The organism is Nocardioides sp. NPDC051685, from assembly GCF_044453405.1.
Classification (GTDB): Bacteria; Actinomycetota; Actinomycetes; order Propionibacteriales; family Nocardioidaceae; genus Nocardioides.
On the sequence record NZ_JBITCR010000002.1, the window covers coordinates 408,612 to 425,348 of the forward strand.

Annotated in this window: 17 protein-coding genes; 4 read left to right on the forward strand and 13 right to left on the reverse strand. The window is 71.5% G+C overall.

The genetic code is table 11. The annotated features are described in order from the left end of the window. Window positions 1-109: 109 nt before the first annotated feature. On the reverse strand, window positions 110-1,585 hold the full coding sequence (locus ACIA03_RS07080) for an NAD-dependent succinate-semialdehyde dehydrogenase (RefSeq protein WP_396980647.1): 1,476 nt from the start codon (window positions 1,583-1,585) through the stop codon (window positions 110-112). After that, window positions 1,582-2,919, reverse strand: a complete 1,338-nt coding sequence (gene gabT, locus ACIA03_RS07085) for a 4-aminobutyrate--2-oxoglutarate transaminase (protein ID WP_396980649.1) — start codon at window positions 2,917-2,919, stop codon at window positions 1,582-1,584. Before gabT ends, ACIA03_RS07080 begins: the two co-directional genes overlap by 4 nt. A 65-nt stretch (window positions 2,920-2,984) precedes the next feature. Between gabT and ACIA03_RS07090 the strand changes: the two genes are divergently transcribed. After that, window positions 2,985-3,881: a LysR family transcriptional regulator gene (locus ACIA03_RS07090; protein ID WP_396980651.1), complete on the forward strand. Its 897-nt coding sequence runs from the start codon at window positions 2,985-2,987 to the stop codon at window positions 3,879-3,881. Here ACIA03_RS07090 and ACIA03_RS07095 read toward each other — a convergent pair. The 4 genes from ACIA03_RS07095 to ACIA03_RS07110 form a co-directional block, all read right to left on the reverse strand. Further along, window positions 3,854-4,450 (reverse strand): adenylate kinase, encoded by a 597-nt coding sequence (locus tag ACIA03_RS07095; protein WP_396980653.1) that lies wholly within the window; start codon window positions 4,448-4,450, stop codon window positions 3,854-3,856. The genes ACIA03_RS07090 and ACIA03_RS07095 overlap by 28 nt on opposite strands. Before the next feature lie 86 nt (window positions 4,451-4,536). Continuing rightward, complete coding sequence (locus ACIA03_RS07100) at window positions 4,537-5,895, reverse strand: flavin monoamine oxidase family protein (protein ID WP_396980655.1); 1,359 nt, start codon at window positions 5,893-5,895, stop codon at window positions 4,537-4,539. Window position 5,896: 1 nt separating this feature from the next. After that, window positions 5,897-6,973, reverse strand: a complete 1,077-nt coding sequence (gene speB, locus ACIA03_RS07105) for an agmatinase (protein WP_396980657.1) — start codon at window positions 6,971-6,973, stop codon at window positions 5,897-5,899. 55 nt (window positions 6,974-7,028) lie between these two features. Next, on the reverse strand, window positions 7,029-8,417 hold the full coding sequence (locus ACIA03_RS07110; protein ID WP_396980659.1) for an APC family permease: 1,389 nt from the start codon (window positions 8,415-8,417) through the stop codon (window positions 7,029-7,031). Between the two features lie 145 nt (window positions 8,418-8,562). On the opposite strand from ACIA03_RS07110, the gene ACIA03_RS07115 reads away from it, so the two are divergent. Then, window positions 8,563-9,159, forward strand: a complete 597-nt coding sequence (locus tag ACIA03_RS07115) for a TetR/AcrR family transcriptional regulator (RefSeq protein ID WP_141794175.1) — start codon at window positions 8,563-8,565, stop codon at window positions 9,157-9,159. A gap of 5 nt (window positions 9,160-9,164) precedes the next feature. Beyond that, complete coding sequence (locus ACIA03_RS07120; RefSeq protein ID WP_396980662.1) at window positions 9,165-10,430, forward strand: alpha-L-fucosidase; 1,266 nt, start codon at window positions 9,165-9,167, stop codon at window positions 10,428-10,430. On the opposite strand, the gene ACIA03_RS07125 is transcribed toward ACIA03_RS07120, so the two are convergent. From ACIA03_RS07125 to ACIA03_RS07140, 4 genes are all read right to left on the reverse strand, one after another. After that, window positions 10,427-11,602, reverse strand: a complete 1,176-nt coding sequence (locus ACIA03_RS07125; protein ID WP_396980664.1) for a Cmx/CmrA family chloramphenicol efflux MFS transporter — start codon at window positions 11,600-11,602, stop codon at window positions 10,427-10,429. The genes ACIA03_RS07120 and ACIA03_RS07125 overlap by 4 nt on opposite strands. A 195-nt stretch (window positions 11,603-11,797) precedes the next feature. After that, window positions 11,798-12,094: an AAA family ATPase gene (locus ACIA03_RS07130; RefSeq protein WP_396981785.1), complete on the reverse strand. Its 297-nt coding sequence runs from the start codon at window positions 12,092-12,094 to the stop codon at window positions 11,798-11,800. Beyond that, window positions 12,094-12,252, reverse strand: a complete 159-nt coding sequence (locus tag ACIA03_RS07135; RefSeq protein ID WP_396980666.1) for a hypothetical protein — start codon at window positions 12,250-12,252, stop codon at window positions 12,094-12,096. The genes ACIA03_RS07130 and ACIA03_RS07135 overlap by 1 nt, the downstream gene beginning before the upstream one ends. 3 nt (window positions 12,253-12,255) lie before the next feature. Next, a complete protein-coding gene (locus ACIA03_RS07140) occupies window positions 12,256-12,747 on the reverse strand; it encodes a MarR family winged helix-turn-helix transcriptional regulator (RefSeq protein WP_396980668.1) in 492 nt (163 codons plus the stop codon). A 95-nt stretch (window positions 12,748-12,842) separates the two neighbouring features. On the opposite strand from ACIA03_RS07140, the gene ACIA03_RS07145 reads away from it, so the two are divergent. After that, window positions 12,843-13,754: a dioxygenase gene (locus ACIA03_RS07145; protein WP_396980670.1), complete on the forward strand. Its 912-nt coding sequence runs from the start codon at window positions 12,843-12,845 to the stop codon at window positions 13,752-13,754. Here ACIA03_RS07145 and ACIA03_RS07150 read toward each other — a convergent pair. Genes ACIA03_RS07150 through ACIA03_RS07160 form a run of 3 tightly spaced genes read right to left on the reverse strand, consistent with a single transcriptional unit; the run spans window position 13,712 to window position 16,733 of the window. Next, the gene (locus ACIA03_RS07150) at window positions 13,712-14,932 is read right to left on the reverse strand and encodes an AGE family epimerase/isomerase (protein ID WP_396980672.1); all 1,221 of its coding nucleotides are present in this window, start codon (window positions 14,930-14,932) and stop codon (window positions 13,712-13,714) included. The two genes, ACIA03_RS07145 and ACIA03_RS07150, sit on opposite strands and share 43 nt — an antisense overlap. Next, a complete protein-coding gene (locus tag ACIA03_RS07155; RefSeq protein WP_396980674.1) occupies window positions 14,929-15,798 on the reverse strand; it encodes a carbohydrate ABC transporter permease in 870 nt (289 codons plus the stop codon). The genes ACIA03_RS07150 and ACIA03_RS07155 overlap by 4 nt, the downstream gene beginning before the upstream one ends. Further along, a complete protein-coding gene (locus tag ACIA03_RS07160; protein ID WP_396980676.1) occupies window positions 15,795-16,733 on the reverse strand; it encodes a carbohydrate ABC transporter permease in 939 nt (312 codons plus the stop codon). The genes ACIA03_RS07155 and ACIA03_RS07160 overlap by 4 nt, the downstream gene beginning before the upstream one ends. Between the last annotated feature and the right edge of the window lie 4 nt (window positions 16,734-16,737).

The window sequence follows — 16,737 nt, forward strand, 5'->3', positions numbered from 1 at the left end:
GGACTGCCGGGGTGAGGCCGTCCCGAGGAACCACCCGCAGGGTGTGCGGGTGGCCTGGGTCACATCATCGTGGATAGGGCCTGCGCTCTGCCAATTCCTGAGGCGCAGATCACCAGGCGACGCTGAGGTACTGCGTCTCGAGGTACTCCTCCAGCCCGGCCCGCGCGCCCTCGCGCCCGATGCCGCTCTGCTTCACCCCACCGAACGGCGCCGACGGGTCGGAGACGAGGCCGCGGTTGACCCCCACCATCCCGGCGTCGATCCGCTCCGCCACGTGCAGCGCCTCGCCCAGCTCGCCGAAGACGTACGCCGCCAGGCCGAACTCGGTGTCGTTGACGGCGGCGAGCAGCTCCTCGGTGTCGTTCCAGACCACGATCGGGGCCACCGGTCCGAAGATCTCCTCGCGCAGCAACGGCGAGTCGGCCGGTACGCCGGTGAGGACCGTCGGCGGGTAGAAGTAGCCCTCGGACTGCGGGATCTCGGTGCGGTGCGCGACCACGGCTCCCGCGGCCACGGCGGCGTCGACGAGGCCGGTGACCGTGGCGTACGCCTTGGCGGAGATGAGCGGGCCGATGTCGCTGCCCTGCTCGGCCGGGCCGACGCGGAGCGCCTCCACGGCCGCCCCGAGTCGGGCGGTGAACTCCTCGGCGACGTCTGCGTGGACGTAGAGCCGGTTGGCCGCGGTGCAGGCCTGTCCCCCGTTGCGAAACTTGGCGACCATCGCGCCCTCGACCGCGGCCTCGACGTCCGCGGAGGAGGTCACCACGAACGGCGCGTTGCCGCCGAGCTCCATCGAGGTGTTCACGACCCGGTCGGCGGCCTGGCGGAGCAGGATGCGGCCGACGCCGGTCGAGCCGGTGAAGGAGATCTTGCGGACCCGCGGGTCGGCGAGCCAGGTGCTGACGATGCCGGCGGCGTCCGTCCCGGGGACCACGTTGACGACGCCGTCCGGCACGCCTGCCTCGGCGATGAGCCGGGCGACCGCGAGGGCCGTCAGAGGCGTCTCGGCGGCGGGCTTGAGCGCGACCGTGCAGCCGGCCGCGAGGGCCGGGGCGATCTTGCGGGTGGCCATCGCGGCCGGGAAGTTCCACGGCGTCACGAGGGCGGCCACGCCCACTGGCTTGTGAGTGACGATGGTGCGGGTGCCACCGGCCGGCGAGGACCCGAAGTCGCCGTGCGGGCGCACGGCCTCCTCGGCGTACCAGCGGAAGAACTCGGCGGCGTAGCCGACCTCGCCGCGGGCGTCGGTGAGGGACTTGCCGTTCTCGAGCGCGATCAGGGCCGCGAGCTCGTCGGCGTCGCGCAGCATCAGGTCCCGGACCCGGTTGAGCAGGTCGCTGCGGGTCCGTGGCGGCAGGGCCGACCACGCGGGGAGCGCCGCGGCGGCCGCATCGACGGCCGCGGTCGCGTCCTCTCCTGCGCCGTCGGCGACGTCGGCGACGTGCTCGCGGGTGGCGGGGTTCTCGACCGCGAAGACACCGGTGGCGCCCGGGCGCCACCGACCGCCGACGAGGATGCCGCTGCCGGGCTCGAGGGCGTCGAGGTAGCCGGTCTGCGTGTTCGTGGGCTCGGTGCTCGTGGTCACTTGGTCTCCTCCAGCGCGGTCGTGAGTACGTCCAGGGCGTCGTCGAGCAGCTCGTCGGAGATGCTCAGCGGGGGCAGGAAGCGGATGACGTTGCCCCAGGTGCCGCAGGTCAGGGTGATGACCCCCTGGCTGTGGGCGTAGGCGGCGACGGCCTTGGCGACCGCGCCGTCCGGGTTGCCGGTGGCCGGGTCGACGAACTCGGCGGCGATCATCGCACCCCGGCCGCGTACGTCACCGATGCGCGGGTCGCTCGCCTGCAGGTCACGGAGCCTGCCGAGCAGACGCGCCTCGATCTCGCGGGCCCGGGTGAGCAGGTCCTCGGCCTCGATGGTCTCGATCACGGCCAGCGCGGCGGCGCAGGCGAGCGGGTTGCCGCCGTAGGTGCCGCCCAGGCCGCCTGGGTGGACGGCGTCCATGACGTCGGCGCGGCCGGTCACCGCGGAGAGCGGCAGGCCGCCGGCGATGCCCTTCGCGCTGACCACCAGGTCCGGGACGACACCGTCGTGCTCGACGGCGAACCAGGTGCCGGTGCGGCCGAAGCCGGACTGCACCTCGTCAGCCACGAAGATCACGTCGTTGGCGCGGCACCACTCCGCGAGCGCGGCGAGGAACCCGGGCGCCGGGACGATGAAGCCGCCCTCGCCCTGGACCGGCTCGATCACGACGGCGGCGAGGTTCTCGACGCCGACCTGGGTCTCGATCAGGGAGGTAGCCCGGGCCGCCGCCAGCTTGCCGTCGATCTCGGCGGCGTCGCGGAACGGGTAGGACATCGGCGCCCGGTAGACCTCGCCCGCGAACGGCCCGAAGCCGTGCTTGTAGGGCATGTTCTTCGCGGTCATCGCCATGGTGAGGTTGGTGCGCCCGTGGTAGGCGTGGTCGAAGACCACGACGGCGTCCTTGCCGGTGAACGAGCGGGCGATCTTGACCGCGTTCTCGACGGCCTCGGAGCCGGAGTTGAACAGCGCGGTGCGCTTCTCGTGGTCGCCTGGGGTGAGCCGGGCGAGCTGCTCGGCGACGGCCACGTAGCCCTCGTAGGGCGTGACCATGAAGCAGGTGTGGGTGAAGGCCGCGACCTGCTCGGAGACCGCCTCGACCACCTTGGCGGCGCTGGAGCCGACGGTGGTCACCGCGATGCCGGAGCCGAGGTCGATGAAGCGGTTGCCGTCGACGTCCTCGACGATCCCGCCGGACGCGCGGGCGGCGAAGACGGGCATGGTGGTGGCCACGCCCTGGCTCACGGCCGCGACCTTGCGGGCCATGAGCTCCTGGGAGCGCGGGCCGGGCAGGGGCGTACGCAGGAGGCGGGACTGTTCGAGGGTCGAGAGCTCGGTCATGGGTTCAGCATGAGCCTCCGCGACACATGTCGTCCAAGACCTTTTGACTACTACAATCATGCCCCATGAGCATGGATCTGCGGCTGCTGCGCTACTTCGTCGCCACCGCCGACGCGGGCTCCGCGACCCGGGCCGCCGAGGTGCTGCACGTGACCCAGCCGGTGCTGTCCCGACAGCTGCGCCAGCTCGAGGCCGGCCTGGGGGTGCCGCTGTTCGCGCGGGAGGGACGGCGGTTGCGGCTCACCCGCACGGCCGAGGATCTCCTCCCCCGCGCCCGCGACCTGCTGGCGCACGCGGACGACCTCGAGCGCGCCGTGGCCGTGCTCGCCTCGGGCCACCTCGACGAGCTGCACCTCGCCGTGCCCACCACGACGCTCACCGACGTCCTCGCGCCGTTCCTCGCGACCCTCGGGCCCGACGACCCGGTCGCGATGGTCCGCGAGCTCGATCCGCGCGGCGCGGTGGCCGCCGTCCGCGCCGGCGCCGACCTGGCGATCGTCACCCGTCCGCCGGCCCGATCGCTGGCCTCGCGCGCGCTCGCCGTGCTGCCGGTGTGGGCCTATGTCCGGGCCGACGATCCGTGGGCGGGGCGGGGGTCCGTGGACGTACGCGACCTGGTGACGCGGCCGCTCGTGCTGCTCACCGATGACCTGCGGCCGCGGCCGCTCCTGGACGCAGCGGTCGAGGACGCCGCCGTGGGCTACGGCGACGTCCTCGAGGTGTCCAACGCCCAGGTCGCTCAGGCGCTCGCGGCCTCGGGCCGCGGGATCGCGGTCGTCTCCGACGACCCGCGGTTCGGGCTGGTGCCCCTGCACATCGAGGCACCGGCGGGGCGGGTGCGGATCAGGCTGTACGCAGCCTGGGACCCCCAGCACCACGCCGCCGAGGCGCTCGCCGGTCTGGCCGAGCGGCTCTCGGCCTTCTGCGTCGCGCGCTACGGCGCCGAGGTCGCCGTCCGCTGAGCGGCCGCCGACGTCAGCACGGTCAGGATCCGCTCGGTGACCTCGTCGACGGGACCCAGCCCGTCCACTCTCGCGAGCAGGCCGCGCTCCGCATAGCCCGCGGCGAGCGGACCGGTCTCGGCGGCGTACACCTCGAGCCGGCGGCGGATGACCGACTCGGTGTCGTCGGCGCGACCCTGCTCCTGGGCCCGGGCCAGGAGCCGGCTCACCAGCTCGTCGGGGTCCGCCTCGAGCAGCATCACCGCGTCGAGCGCGACGTCGGCCAGCGCCAGCATCTCGTCGAGCTCGGCCACCTGCTGCGGGGTGCGCGGATAGCCGTCGAGGAGGAACCCGTCGGCGCAGTCACCGCCGGCCAGGCGATCAGCGACCATGGCGTTGGTGATCTCGTCCGGGACGTACTCACCCGCATCCATGTAGGTCTGTGCCGCCACCCCCAACGCGGTCTGCTGGGCGACGTTCGCCCGGAAGATGTCGCCGGTCGAGATCGCCGGCACGGCGAATCGCTCGGCGATGACGGCGGCCTGGGTGCCCTTGCCGGCACCCGGCGGTCCCATGAGGAGGAGGCGCATACGACTGGTGGACCTTTCTCGAGGTTGGCGCGCTCACCCCCACGATGAGCGCGCCCGGTGTGACGGTAGGCCTCACTCCGCTGCGATCACGTTGCATCCGCCAGGATGCGGCCCGCGATCTCGTCGCCGACACGTACGGCACCGTCGACGTGCTGGAAGCCGTGGCCGGCGACGTCGCTGCTGCCGAACTCGATCGGCCCGAGCGGCTCGCGCAGCACCGCGCCCCAGCGGGTCAGCCCGCCGAGGTCGAAGCTCGTCCCGTACGCACCACCGGTCAGCTCCTGGTGCTGCCAGTCGCTCTCGACGTAGGTGAGCGGCTCGAGCGCCGCGTCCCCGAAGTACGCCGCCAGCGACTCGAGCACCTGGTCCCGGCGCTCCGACTCGGAGAGCCGGCCGACCGCGTCGGCGCGCTCGTCGGAGACGAAGCCGACCAGCGTGCCACGCGGCTCGCCCTCGGGGGTGTTGTCGTAGACCTCGTGGACAAGCTGCCAGGGCGCGAAGCCGGTGCCGCTGAGTCCGTCGGCGCGCCAGAAGGGGGTCGCGTACTGCGCCTGCACCTTGATGACCAGCCCGAAGGACTGGTGCTCGCGGGCGATCCGGTGCTCGGCCGGCAGCTCAGGGCTGAACCGGATCCGTGGGACCAGGGTCGGCGGGACCGCGAGGACCAGCCGGCGCGCGGCGTGGATCTCGGTGCCGACGTGGACGACGGCGCCGTCCTCGTCCCACTCGATGTGGGTGACGTCCTGGCTGAGCCGGACGCGGTCACCCAGACGGGAGGCCAGGGTCAGCGGCACCCGCTGCAGGCCGCCGACGACCCGGCGGTCGAGGATCACGTCGGCGTCGACGAGGTTGCTGAACGACCCGGCGCTCGCGGCCATCTGCACCGCCTGGAGCGCGGAGAAGGAGTGGGCGGGCTTCGTCAGCATCGCCGGCCCGATGTAGAGGGCGACGTTGTCGATGGCGACCGGGTCGTCGCACTGCTGCTCGAGCCAGGCACGGAACGAGACGCTGTCGAGGTGGTCGGCGTCGTCGAGCTCCCACGGCCGGGCCGGGTCCATCGCGGCGGCCAGACCGTCGAGGGTCTTGGTCAGCTGCGCGATGGCCGCCGAGGTGGACTCTCCGACCGGGAGCTCGTCGCCGAAGCGGTGCGCGACACCGGTCTTGTCGACGTAGAGGGACTCGCCCTCGCGGAAGCGCGGGTAGGTCGGCAGCTCGAGCTCGTCGAGGATCCCGAGAAGGGCGTCCTGGTCCGGCGAGACCCACTGGCCGCCGATCTCGAAGTCGGCCTCTTCCCCGGGCGCACCGTGCGCCTCGGTGCGCAGCCGGCCGCCGATGCGGTCGCGCGCCTCCAGGACGAGCACGTCCCGGCCCGCCTGCGCGAGCCGCCAGGCCGCGGTCAGGCCGGTCACGCCGGCGCCGACCACGATCACGTCGTGGGTGGTCATGTCAGTTCTCCTGTTTGTCAGTGTCGGTGGGCCGCTGGTCGGGCCGCTGGTCGGGTCGCCGGTCCGGACGCTGGGCGAGCAGCGGGAGGCTCGGGTCCCAGCGGGTCCCGTCGGCCTCGTCGCGCTTGCGGCGGGCGATGCCCGAGAGGGCCTCGAGGACGACCCGGTTGGCGAGGAACGAGGTGATGTCGGCGTGGTCGTAGGGCGGGGAGACCTCGACGACGTCGATCCCGACCACCGGCAGCTCGTAGGCGATCCGGCGGACCGAGTCGAGCAGCTGGCGGGCGGTCAGGCCGCCCGGCTCCGGGGTGCCCGTGCCGGGGGCGTGGCCGGGGTCGCAGACGTCGATGTCGACCGAGAGGAAGACGCCGTCGCACTCGTCGGTGGCGATGGTGAAGGCCTCGGTGAGGCACTCCTCCAGGCCGCGGTGGACGATCTCGGTCATCTCGTAGGACCTCATGCCCTGCTCGGCCATCCAGTCCAGCGTCTCGGGCTCGGGCCAGTAGCCACGCAGCCCCATCTGCAGGAACCGGTCGCCACGCAGCGCGCCGGACTCGATGAGCCGGCGCATCGGCTGGCCGTGCCCGATCAGCGAGCCGAACTCGATGTCCCCGGTGTCGGCGTGGGCGTCGAAGTGGATCATCGAGACGCGCCCCTGGCCCATGTGCTGGGCGACGCCGGCGGCGTCCGGCCACGCGATCGTGTGGTCGCCGCCCAGCACCAGCGGGATGGCGCCGTTGCTCGTCACGGCGTGGACCGCCTCCTGCAGGTCGCGCACCGAACGCTCGGCGTCGCCGGAGAACATCTCCACGTCACCCGCGTCCAGCACCTTCAGGTCCCGCAGCGCGTCGACCCGCATCGCCAGCGAGGGCCGCGACCCGTCGTGGGGCAGGTAGCACGTCTGCCGGATGAACTGCGGACCGAACCGGGTGCCCGACCGGTGCGACGTACCTCCGTCGAAGGGGGCGCCGAGGATGACCACATCGGCACCCTCGTACGTCGCGGGGTCGGCCCAGTCGCACCGGTCGACACCCAGGAACGTGATGTCGGGGCCGAACTGGGTTCCGTAGCGAGCCATGGCGTTCTTCTCTCTCGTTCGATTCTCTGGATTCGTCGGGTTGTGCCGGTTGTGCTCAGTCCTCGGTCGGGTCGACGACGAGGAAGCGCTCGCCGGGACGGCGGGCGAGATAGAGGTGGTAGTAGGCGAGGGCGGCGACCACGACGCCGGCCGTGATCACGACGTCCAGCCGGGCCGAGCCGATCAGCGCGTAGCCGATCGCGCCGATGACGACCAGCGGCGGCAGCGGCCACAGCGGCATCCGCCAGCCCTGGGCGGCCGGCCCCTGCCGACGGGCGCGGAGCGCGGCGATCGCCACGACGACGTACATCGTCGAGATGACCACCGAGGTCACACCGAGGAGCGCCTCGATCTCGACGGCTCCTGCGAGGATCGCGCCGGGAACGCCGATGACGAGGGTGGCCAGCCACGGGGTGGAGTAGCGGGGGTGCAGCTTGGTGAGGACGTTGTTCACCGGCGCGGGCCAGGAGCGGTCGCGTGCGGAGGCGTAGACGACCCGGGCGTTCTGCAGCACCATCACGATGACGGCGTTGAGGATGGCGATGGCGATGGCGACGTTCACCGCGACCGCGACGCGCTCGCCGCCCCAGGCGGCCACCCACTGGGAGAAGTTGCCGGAGGCCAGATCGCTGAGGTCGTCGACCGCCAGGACGGTGGTCACGGTGGGGATGAGGATGACGAGCCCGCCCAGGGTGAGGGTCCAGAAGATGACGCGGGCGACGTTGCGGCGCGGGTCGACGATCTCCTCGGAGAGGTAGACGGTGGTGCCGAAGCCGCTGACCAGGAACGTGCTCACCGCGAGGCCGGAGATCAGGATCGCCACCGTGAACGGCTCCAGGCCGCTCGCGCCGATGACGTGCGGGGTGACCAGCTCACCGGGGCCGCGCTGGACGTGACCGAGGCCGACGACGGTGACGACGACCGCGGCGATCATCTCGAGGGCGAGGAAGGCGCCGGTGACGACGGCGTTGGCCTTGATGTTGAGGATCGCCGTGGCCGTCGACACGAGCATGACGACCGCCCCGGTCGCGGCCCGGGGCAGCTCCACCAGGTCGGCCAGGTAGTCCGCGGTGCCGAGGGCGAAGATCGGCGGGATGAGCCAGAGCAGGACCCCGGCCAGCGAGAACGTCAGCCAGCCCATCGACTTGCCGAGGGTCTGGGTGACCATCGCGTACTCACCGCCGGAGCTGGCGGTGCGCGTGCCGAGCTCGGCGTAGCAGGCGGCGATCGCGACCGATACCGCGAAGCCGGCCACGACGGCCAGCACCGCGCCGCTCCCCTGGGTCGCGAACAGCTCCGGGACGATGATGAAGAGGCTCGAGGCGGGCGTGATGCACGAGAGCACCAGCAGAACCGCGGCACCGGGTCCGAGCACCCGCGCGAGCCGGCGTCGCTCGTGCGCCGGCGTCACCTCTTCCGGGCTCATCTGCATGGATTCGATCATCGCGGGTCTCCTTGGGATGAGGGTACAGCGCGTTTTGAACGCCGTACAAAACTTTGAACGGCATTCAAAGTGACTCAGATCACCGCTAGAGTCAAGGGGTGGGACCGAAGATTTCACCCCGCGAGCACAAGGAGACACTGTCGAGGTGACGCGCACACGCTCCAACAGACGCCTGGAACGACCACGCGAGCAGGTGCTCGCGACAACCCTGGAGATGGTGGCCGAGCAGGGACTCGCCAAGGTCACGATGGCCTCCCTCGCCGCCCGGCTCGGCACCAGCGGCGGCCACCTCCTCTACTACTTCGGCACCCGCAACGGCCTGCTCCTCGAGACCCTGCGCTGGAGCGAGAACGAGTACGCCGCGCAGCGGGCCCCGATCCTGGAGAAGGTCGAGAAGGACCGCTCCGGAGGCGTCGAGGCGCTGCTCTCCTTCACCGACGTCTACCTAGCGCTCGACGAGCGTGACCCGCGCTGGCTCCTCTGGCTCGAGCTGTGGGCACGCGCACCCTACGACGCCGAGCTCGCCGCCGCGCAGCGCGCGATGGACGACGAGTGGCACGCCGACCTGGTCCGGCTCTTCGCCGCCGCGCTCCCGGAGGTCGCCGACCGGGAGGCCGTCTCCGAGCGGCTGCGGGCGATGTGGGACGGCTTCAGCATCGGCATCGTCACCGGCGGCGGCACCACCCTGCGCGAGCGGGCGCTCGAGCACACCCGCGCCGCCATCGCCGGACACCAGGGGTAGCGGGCATGCCGATCGCCTCCTGGTTCCCCGAGGCGCAGCTGGGGATCTTCGTCCACTGGGGCATCTACAGCGTCGACGGCGTCGCCGAGTCCTGGTCGTTCTACGACGGCCGGGTCCCCTACGCCGACTACATGGCCCAGATCGACCGCTTCACCGCCTCCGAGTTCGACGCCGATGCCTGGGCCGAGCTCTTCGAGCGGGCCGGGGCGACGTACGCCGTCCTCACCGCCAAGCACCACGACGGCGTCGCCCTCTACGACACCCAGGCCAACGACCTGTCCGTGGTCAGGCAGGCGCCGGCCGGCCGCGACCTCGTCGCCGAGTTCGTCGAGGCCGTACGCCGCCGGGGGCTCAAGGTCGGGCTCTACTTCTCCCACCTCGACTGGTCGCACCCCGACTATGCGACGGTGCGCCCAGCGGTGCAGCATCCGGTCGTCCAGGACAACCCCTACGCCGTCCCGCGCCCGGGCGCGGAGGAGCCCGAGCGCTGGGAGCGCTACCTGGAGTTCCACCGCACCCAGATCCGGGAGCTGGTGACCCGCTTCGCGCCGGACCTGCTCTGGTTCGACGGGGAGTGGGAGCGGGACGAGCGGCAGTGGCGGATGCGGGAGCTGCGGGCAGAGCTGCGCGAGCTCGCGCCCGAGATGGTCGTCAACGGCCGGATGCTCGGTCACGGCGACTACGTGACGCCGGAACAGGGCGTTCCGGTCGTGCCGCCCGAGGGCCCGTGGGAGCTCTGCCTGACGATCAACGACTCCTGGGGCTGGCAGCCGCACGACGACAACCACAAGTCACCGCGCCAGCTCGTGCGCACCTTCGTCGAGACCATCGGCGGCGGCGGCAACCTGCTGCTCGACGTCGGCCCGCGCGAGGACGGCACCATCGCGCCCGAGCAGACCGAGCGGCTCGAGGCGCTCGGCGACTGGGTCTCCCGCCACTCCCCCGCGGTCCGTGGCATCCGCCGCGGCCTGCCGCATGGCCACTTCTACGGCCCGACCTCCGTCTCGCCCGACGGCCGCACGCTGTTCCTCTACGTCCTCGACCGCCCCAACGACTACGTCGTGGTCCGCGGCCTGCGCAACCGGGTCGTGAAGGCGTACGTCCTCGGCAGCGGCACCGAGCTCGAGCATCAGCGCATCGGCGGGCTGCACGAGGTCCCCGGCTGGGAGTACGTCTTCACCACCGACGAGGATCTCGACCCGCTGTGCACCGTGATCGCTCTCGAGCTCGACGGCGAGGTCTCGGTCCACCGCGAGCACGAGTCCCACTAGCCGGGGCGTCCGGTCGCCGTCGTCATCAGCGCACGCCCTGAGAGGAGCATGACCAGGAGCGCCAGCGTGGTCAGCGCGGCGGCGACCCACACCGGTGCCAGCGCGCCCGCTCCGGTCGCCAGGCCGAGAGCACCGAGAACAGGTCCGGCCGCTGCTCCGGTGTTGAGCGCCGCGGTCGCGTACGACCCGCCCATCGTCGGCGCACCCGAGGCGGCGTAGAGCACCCGCGCGATCAAGATGCTGCCCACGCCGAACGACAGCATCCCCTGGACGAGGACCAGCCCGAGGAGGAGCACGGGATGAGGCGCGGCGAGCGCCAGCGCGATCCACCCGGCCGGCAGCAGCGGGCTGCCGACCGCGAGCACGAGGCCGGGGCGGCGGTCCGACAGCCGCCCTGCGAGCGTGACACCGAGGAACGATCCGACGCCGAACATCACCAGCGTCACCGAGATCCACACATCGGTCAGCCCCGCGGTCCCGGTCACGACCGGCGCCAGGTAGGTGACCGCCGCGAAGGTGCCGCCGTTGACCAGGGCGCCGAGGGCCATCGCGAGGAGGAGACGGGGCGAGCGAAGCCGGCCGACCTCGGCACGCAGCTCCGGGGTGTCTCCGTCGGCGGTCCGACCCGGAGCGTACGCGACGCCCTGGAGGATCCCGATGGTCGCGGGAACGCACAGCAGCGCGATCGCCCAGAACGTCGTCCGCCACCCGGCCGCGGTGCCGAGCAGCGCCCCGGCGGGAACGCCCGCCACCATGGCGATCGTCGTGCCGGACAGCCGGATCGCGAGCGCGCGCCCCTTCTGGTTCTCGGGCACGAGCCTGGTGGCCGCGCTCAGGGCCACCGCGAGGAAGCCCGCGTTGGCGAAGGCGCTGAGCACACGGGCGGCGAGCAGGAGCGGGAACGCGGGCGTGATCGCCCCGAGGACATGGCACCCGGCGAACACGAGGAGACAGACGAGCAGCGCGAGCCGCGGCGGCCAGCGTCGGGCGAAGGCGGCCGTCACCGGAGCGCCGACGACGATCCCGACAGCGAACGCGGAGGTCAGCAGACCCGCCGTGCCGACGGAGACGTCCAGGTCGGTGGCGATCGCGGGGACGAGCCCCGCGAGCATGAATTCCGAGGTGCCCATGACGAAGACCGCCAGGGCAAGCAGGTAGAGGGCGAAAGGCATCGAGTACTCCGAGGTGAGAGGTCACAGGGACGCTTCTGGTCACCACGGCCGGTGGCCCGGAGTACGCCGCACTCACCCACGCGGAAGGCGGGCGGGTGTGCTCAGCGGTTCACGGGGCTGGCGGTGTGACCGACAGCCCCTGACCTGTCCGACTCGGGACTCGACATGCCCCGGACACTACCCGACCACCCGACCTCAGTCCTCCAGGACGTACCGCAGATATCGCGCCGGGTTCGACAGGAACCGCCGGGTCAGGCTGACCGGTTCGGCGTCGTCGTAGGCGACCTGAGTGATGCGCCCGTCCTCATCGAACTGCAGGATCTTCGCCCCCGGCACCGAGAGCAGGATCGGGGAATGGGTGGCGATGACGAACTGCGATCTCTCGTCGGCGAGCTCGACGATGCGGGCCACCAGCGCCAGGCAGCCCTTGACCGAGAGCGCAGCCTCGGGTTCGTCGAGGATGTAGAGCCCGTTTGGCCCGAACCGGTGCATCACCAGGTCGAGGAACGACTCGCCGTGGGAGCGCTCGTGGAGCGAGACCCGGCTCCGCCGGCCAGCTCCCGAACCGCGGGCAGCGTGAACGGATATCGACCGGTGTCATGACCGGGGTCGAGGGTGATCCGAGCGACGTAGCGCTCGTCGAACCGCATGACTCAACCCGCCTCGGGGTCGATGGGCGGTCTCCTCGCGCCGGTCGGATCAAGGCGATCGAGGATGGTCCCGGCGATCTCGGAGAGCTGGTCGACCTGTTCCGGACTCAGCGCGTCGAAGACGTACTCGCGCACCGCGTCCACGTGACCGGGGGCGGAGGCGACCATCTTCTCGTGGCCGGCCTCGGTGAGACGTACGTTGGTCGCCCGGCGGTCGCCCTCGCAGGTGTGCCGCTCGATGAGGCCGCGGTCGACCAGGCGCTTGACGACGTTGGAGAGCCGCGGCAGCGTCGCGTTGGTGAAGCCCGCCAGCTCGGTCATCCGCAGGGTGCGCTCGGGCGCCTCGGAGAGCATGGCCAGCACGCCGTAGTCGAAGTGGGTCAGGCCGGCGTCGCGGCGCAGCTGGGAGTCGAGGGCGCCGGGGAGCAGCTCGAGCACGGCGATGAGGCGGACCCATGCCGCCCGCTCCGCCGGCGACAGCCAGTTGCCCTCCACGCCAGGGAGTGTGCCGCAGAAAGTTGCCCGGAACAAACGACGGTCCTCTAGAGTTAGTTCAAGCAACAACTATTGCCCGGCCCGCAGGAGACCCCATGACCACCGCACCCGAGAGCACGACCGCCACCGCGGACGCCCGCCTTCCCCGGACGCACCCGTTCGCCGAGCACCTGCGCGCCGTCCAGGCACGCGAGGCGGTCGACCCGCACCGCGTCTGGACGCCGGCGGACGGTGCCCTGCCGAGCCTCTACCTCTCCCACGGCGGCGGCCCGCTGCCGCTGCAGAGCCCGGAGTGGCTCGACCCGTTGCACGCCTGGGCGCGCTCGTTGCCCCGGCCGAAGGCGATCCTGGTCATCTCCGCCCACTGGGAGTCGGCGCCGCTCTCGATCAGCGCGACCCGCCCCGACGAGCTGGTCTACGACTTCGGCGGCTTCGACCCGATCTACCACTCGGTGCGCTACGACACCCCGGACGCGAGCGAGCTCGCCCGCACCATCGCGGCGCTGATGCCCGACACCGAGACCGCTCACCAGCACAACCGCCGCGGTCTCGACCACGGCGCCTGGGTGCCGCTGAAGATCATGTACCCGGCCGCCGACATCCCGGTCGTGCAGCTCTCCCTGCCCACCGAGGACCCCGACAAGCTGCTCGCCCTCGGTGAGCGGCTGCGGCCGCTGCGCGAGGAGGGCGTGCTCGTGGTCGGCTCGGGTCACATGACCCACGGCCTGCCCTTCATCACCCGCGAGATGATGACCGAGAACAAGCCCGCCGGCTGGTCCTCCGACTTCGACTCCTGGGCCGCCGACGCCCTGGACCGCGGCGACGTCGCGGAGCTGGCCCGGTTCCGCACGGCCGCCCCCGGGATGCCGTACGCCCACCCGACCGTCGAGCACTTCACCCCGCTCTTCGTCACCCTGGGCGCGGCCACGGACCCGACGGCCCCGGTCACCACGACCCTGGACGGCTACGGCCTCGGGCTCTCCCGGCGCTCGTTCCAGGCGGCCTGAAGCTGCACCGAGAGCACCGGAGCGAGCGGCATCCGGGCGAGCAGCAGGGCCTGGTAGGCGTGGTAGACGTCGGGCTTGCCGTGCCAGATCACGTGCGAGGGACGGTCGTGCTCGTCCAGCTCGTGATGCCAGCTGCCGAGCTCGCGGTCGACGAGGTGGGTCTCGATGTAGTCCTCGAACCGCCGACGCCACTCGTCGTAGACCGGCTCGCCGGTGCGGGTGTGCAGCGCGCCGGCCGAGGCGAGCGCCTCCGCGGCCACCCAGTGCAGCCGCAGCCGGGTGACCGGGGTGCCGTCCCACGAGGTCGTGTAGACGAAACCGGCCCCGTCGCCGGAGTCGATCCAGCCGACCTCGACCGCGCGCGCGAAGAGCGCCCGGGCGTCCTCGACCAGCCACGCCGGCGCCTGCGACAGGCTCGCGTCCAGGTGCAGCAGCAGCCGGGACCACTCCAACAGGTGGCCGGGAGTGCAGCCGTAGGGACGGAACGGGTCACCGGGGCGGTCGGCGTTGTAGTCGAGCAGCGGAGCCCAGGAGAGGTCGAAGTGCTCGGGCAGGTCATAGCCGTGGGAGCGGGCGACGCCGTGGATCAGGTGCTCGGCGATCGCGAGCGCCCGCTGGTGCCAGGCGGTGTCGCCGGTGACGTCGCCCGCGGCCAGGAACGCCTCCACCGTGTGCATGCTGGAGTTGGCCCCGCGATAGGCCTCCCCCGTCCTCAGGTCGCGCTCGAGGCTGTCGACCACCCGGCCGGCGTCGTCGAGGAAGTGCTGCTGCATGACTCCCAGCGCCTCGTCGAGCAGCGCATCCGCACCGGGGACACCGGCCGCGACGCCGCTGCTCGCGGCCAGGACGACGAAGGCGTGGGCGTACGCCTCCTTGAGGGTGCCGATCGGCTCGCCGTCACCGGAGACCGAGGCGTACCAGCCGCCGAACTCGTCGTCGCGCAGCGCGCCCGAGAGCGCTCGGATGCCGTGCGCCGCGAGCTCGGCGGCGTCGTCGACGTCGCCGCGCAGGTGGGCGAGCGCGAAGACGTGGGTCATCCGGGCGGTGATCCAGGTGTGCACCGGCTCGGCCGGGTCCGGGCGACCGGACTCGTCCAGCCACCAGAACCCGGCCGGCGAGGCCGCCGACGGCCGGGCGAACCCGGCCAGCCGGCGGCACTCGGCGTCCGAGTCGATCATCCCTTGACCGAGCCCGCCATCAGCCCGCCCACGAAGTAGCGGCCGAGCAGGATGTAGATGATCAGCGTCGGCACGGACGCGATCAGCGCGCCCGCCATGCTGGCCGAGTAGTCCTGCAGCTGACCGCTCGCCAGGAAGTTGAGCGCGATCGTCACCGGCCCGTTGCGCGAGCTCGAGAAGAAGAGCGCGAACAGGTAGTCGTTCCAGGCCGAGGTGAACTGCCACATCAGCACCACCACGAAGGCCGGCGCCGAGATGGGCAGGATGATCGAGGCGTACGTCCGGAGCATCCCGGCACCGTCGACCCGGGCGGCCTCGACGAGCTCGATCGGGACCCCGGCGTAGTAGTTGCGGAAGATCAGCGTCGTGATCGGCAGACCGTAGACCACGTGCAGCACGATCAGGCTCGGGACGCCGTTCGGGATGCCGAGGTTGCTCATCAGCTGGACCAGCGGGACCATCACCGCCTGGTAGGGGATGAACATCCCGAACAGGATCAGCGTGAACACCACGTCGGCTCCCGGGAAGCGCCACTTGGAGAGCACGAACCCGTTCATCGAGCCGAGCATCGAGGAGATGATCGAGGCCGGGATGACCATGGCGAACGTACGCCCCAGGGCCGGCCCGAGCTGCTCCCAGGCGCGCGACCAGCCGGCCGTCTCCCAGGACTCGGGAAGCTTCCAGGCGTTGGCCGGGGTGGCGTCGCCGAGCCCCTTGAAGCTGGTCACGAACAGGACGTACGCCGGGAGCAGGACGACCAGCGCGAAGCCGATCAGCAGGACGTACTTGATCGTGCGGGTGACTGCCCGCGAGCGCTCGCCGGGGATCCGGCTCGTGACGGCTGCCGGGATGGCATCGGTGGTCATCGGCGACGCTCCTGACGGTAGGTGGAGACGAGGTAGGGAACGATCAGGATGGCCACGATGAGGAGCAGGATCGTGCCGATTGCGGCCGACTTGGCGTAGTCGCCGCGGGTGAACTCGACCCACATCTGGATGGCCGGGACCTGGGTCGTGTAGTTCGTCTGTCCGGCGATGGCCATGATCAGGTCGAAGACCTTCAGCGACATGTGGCCGATGATGATGATCGCGGAGAGGGCGACCGGGCTCAGCTGCGGGAAGATGACGTGGCGGTAGAGCTGCCACTCCGAGGCCCCGTCCATCCGGGCCGCCTCGCGCAGCTCCTCGGGGATGCCGCGGAAACCGGCCAGGAAGAGTGCCATCACGTAGCCGCTGAGCTGCCACATGGCGGGGACTGCGATCGCGAGGATGCCCCAGTGCTCGTTGGTCCACCACGGGTTCTGCAGGAAGTCGAGGTGGAGGCTGCCGAAGAGGCGGTTCAGCCCGGAGGCCCGGTCGCCCTCGGCGTTGTTGAGCAGCCAGCGCCAGACCACACCGGAGGCGATGAACGAGACCGCCATCGGGAACAGGTAGATGGCCCGGAACAGCGACTCGCCGCGGGCCTTGCGCTCCAGCAGCCACGCCCACAGGAACCCCAGGCACAGCGTGCCGATCAGGAACGTCGCGGTGTAGAGCAGCAGGTTGCGCAGCGAGTAGAGGAAGTCGTCGTCGGTGAACAGGTCGCGGTAGTTGTCCAGCCCGGCGAAGCCCTGGGACGGCCCGATGTGGTGGCGGTCCTGCAGGGAGGTGTTGATGTTGGACCCGATGAGTCCGTAGACGAAGACGCCGATGACGATGACGGTCGGCAGGATCAGGAGTACGGGCGCGACCCAGCCGTGGCCGCCGATGCGGCCTTTGGCCCGACGTGGTCGCTTGACGGCGCTCGGCACCGTGGAGGACATGTGT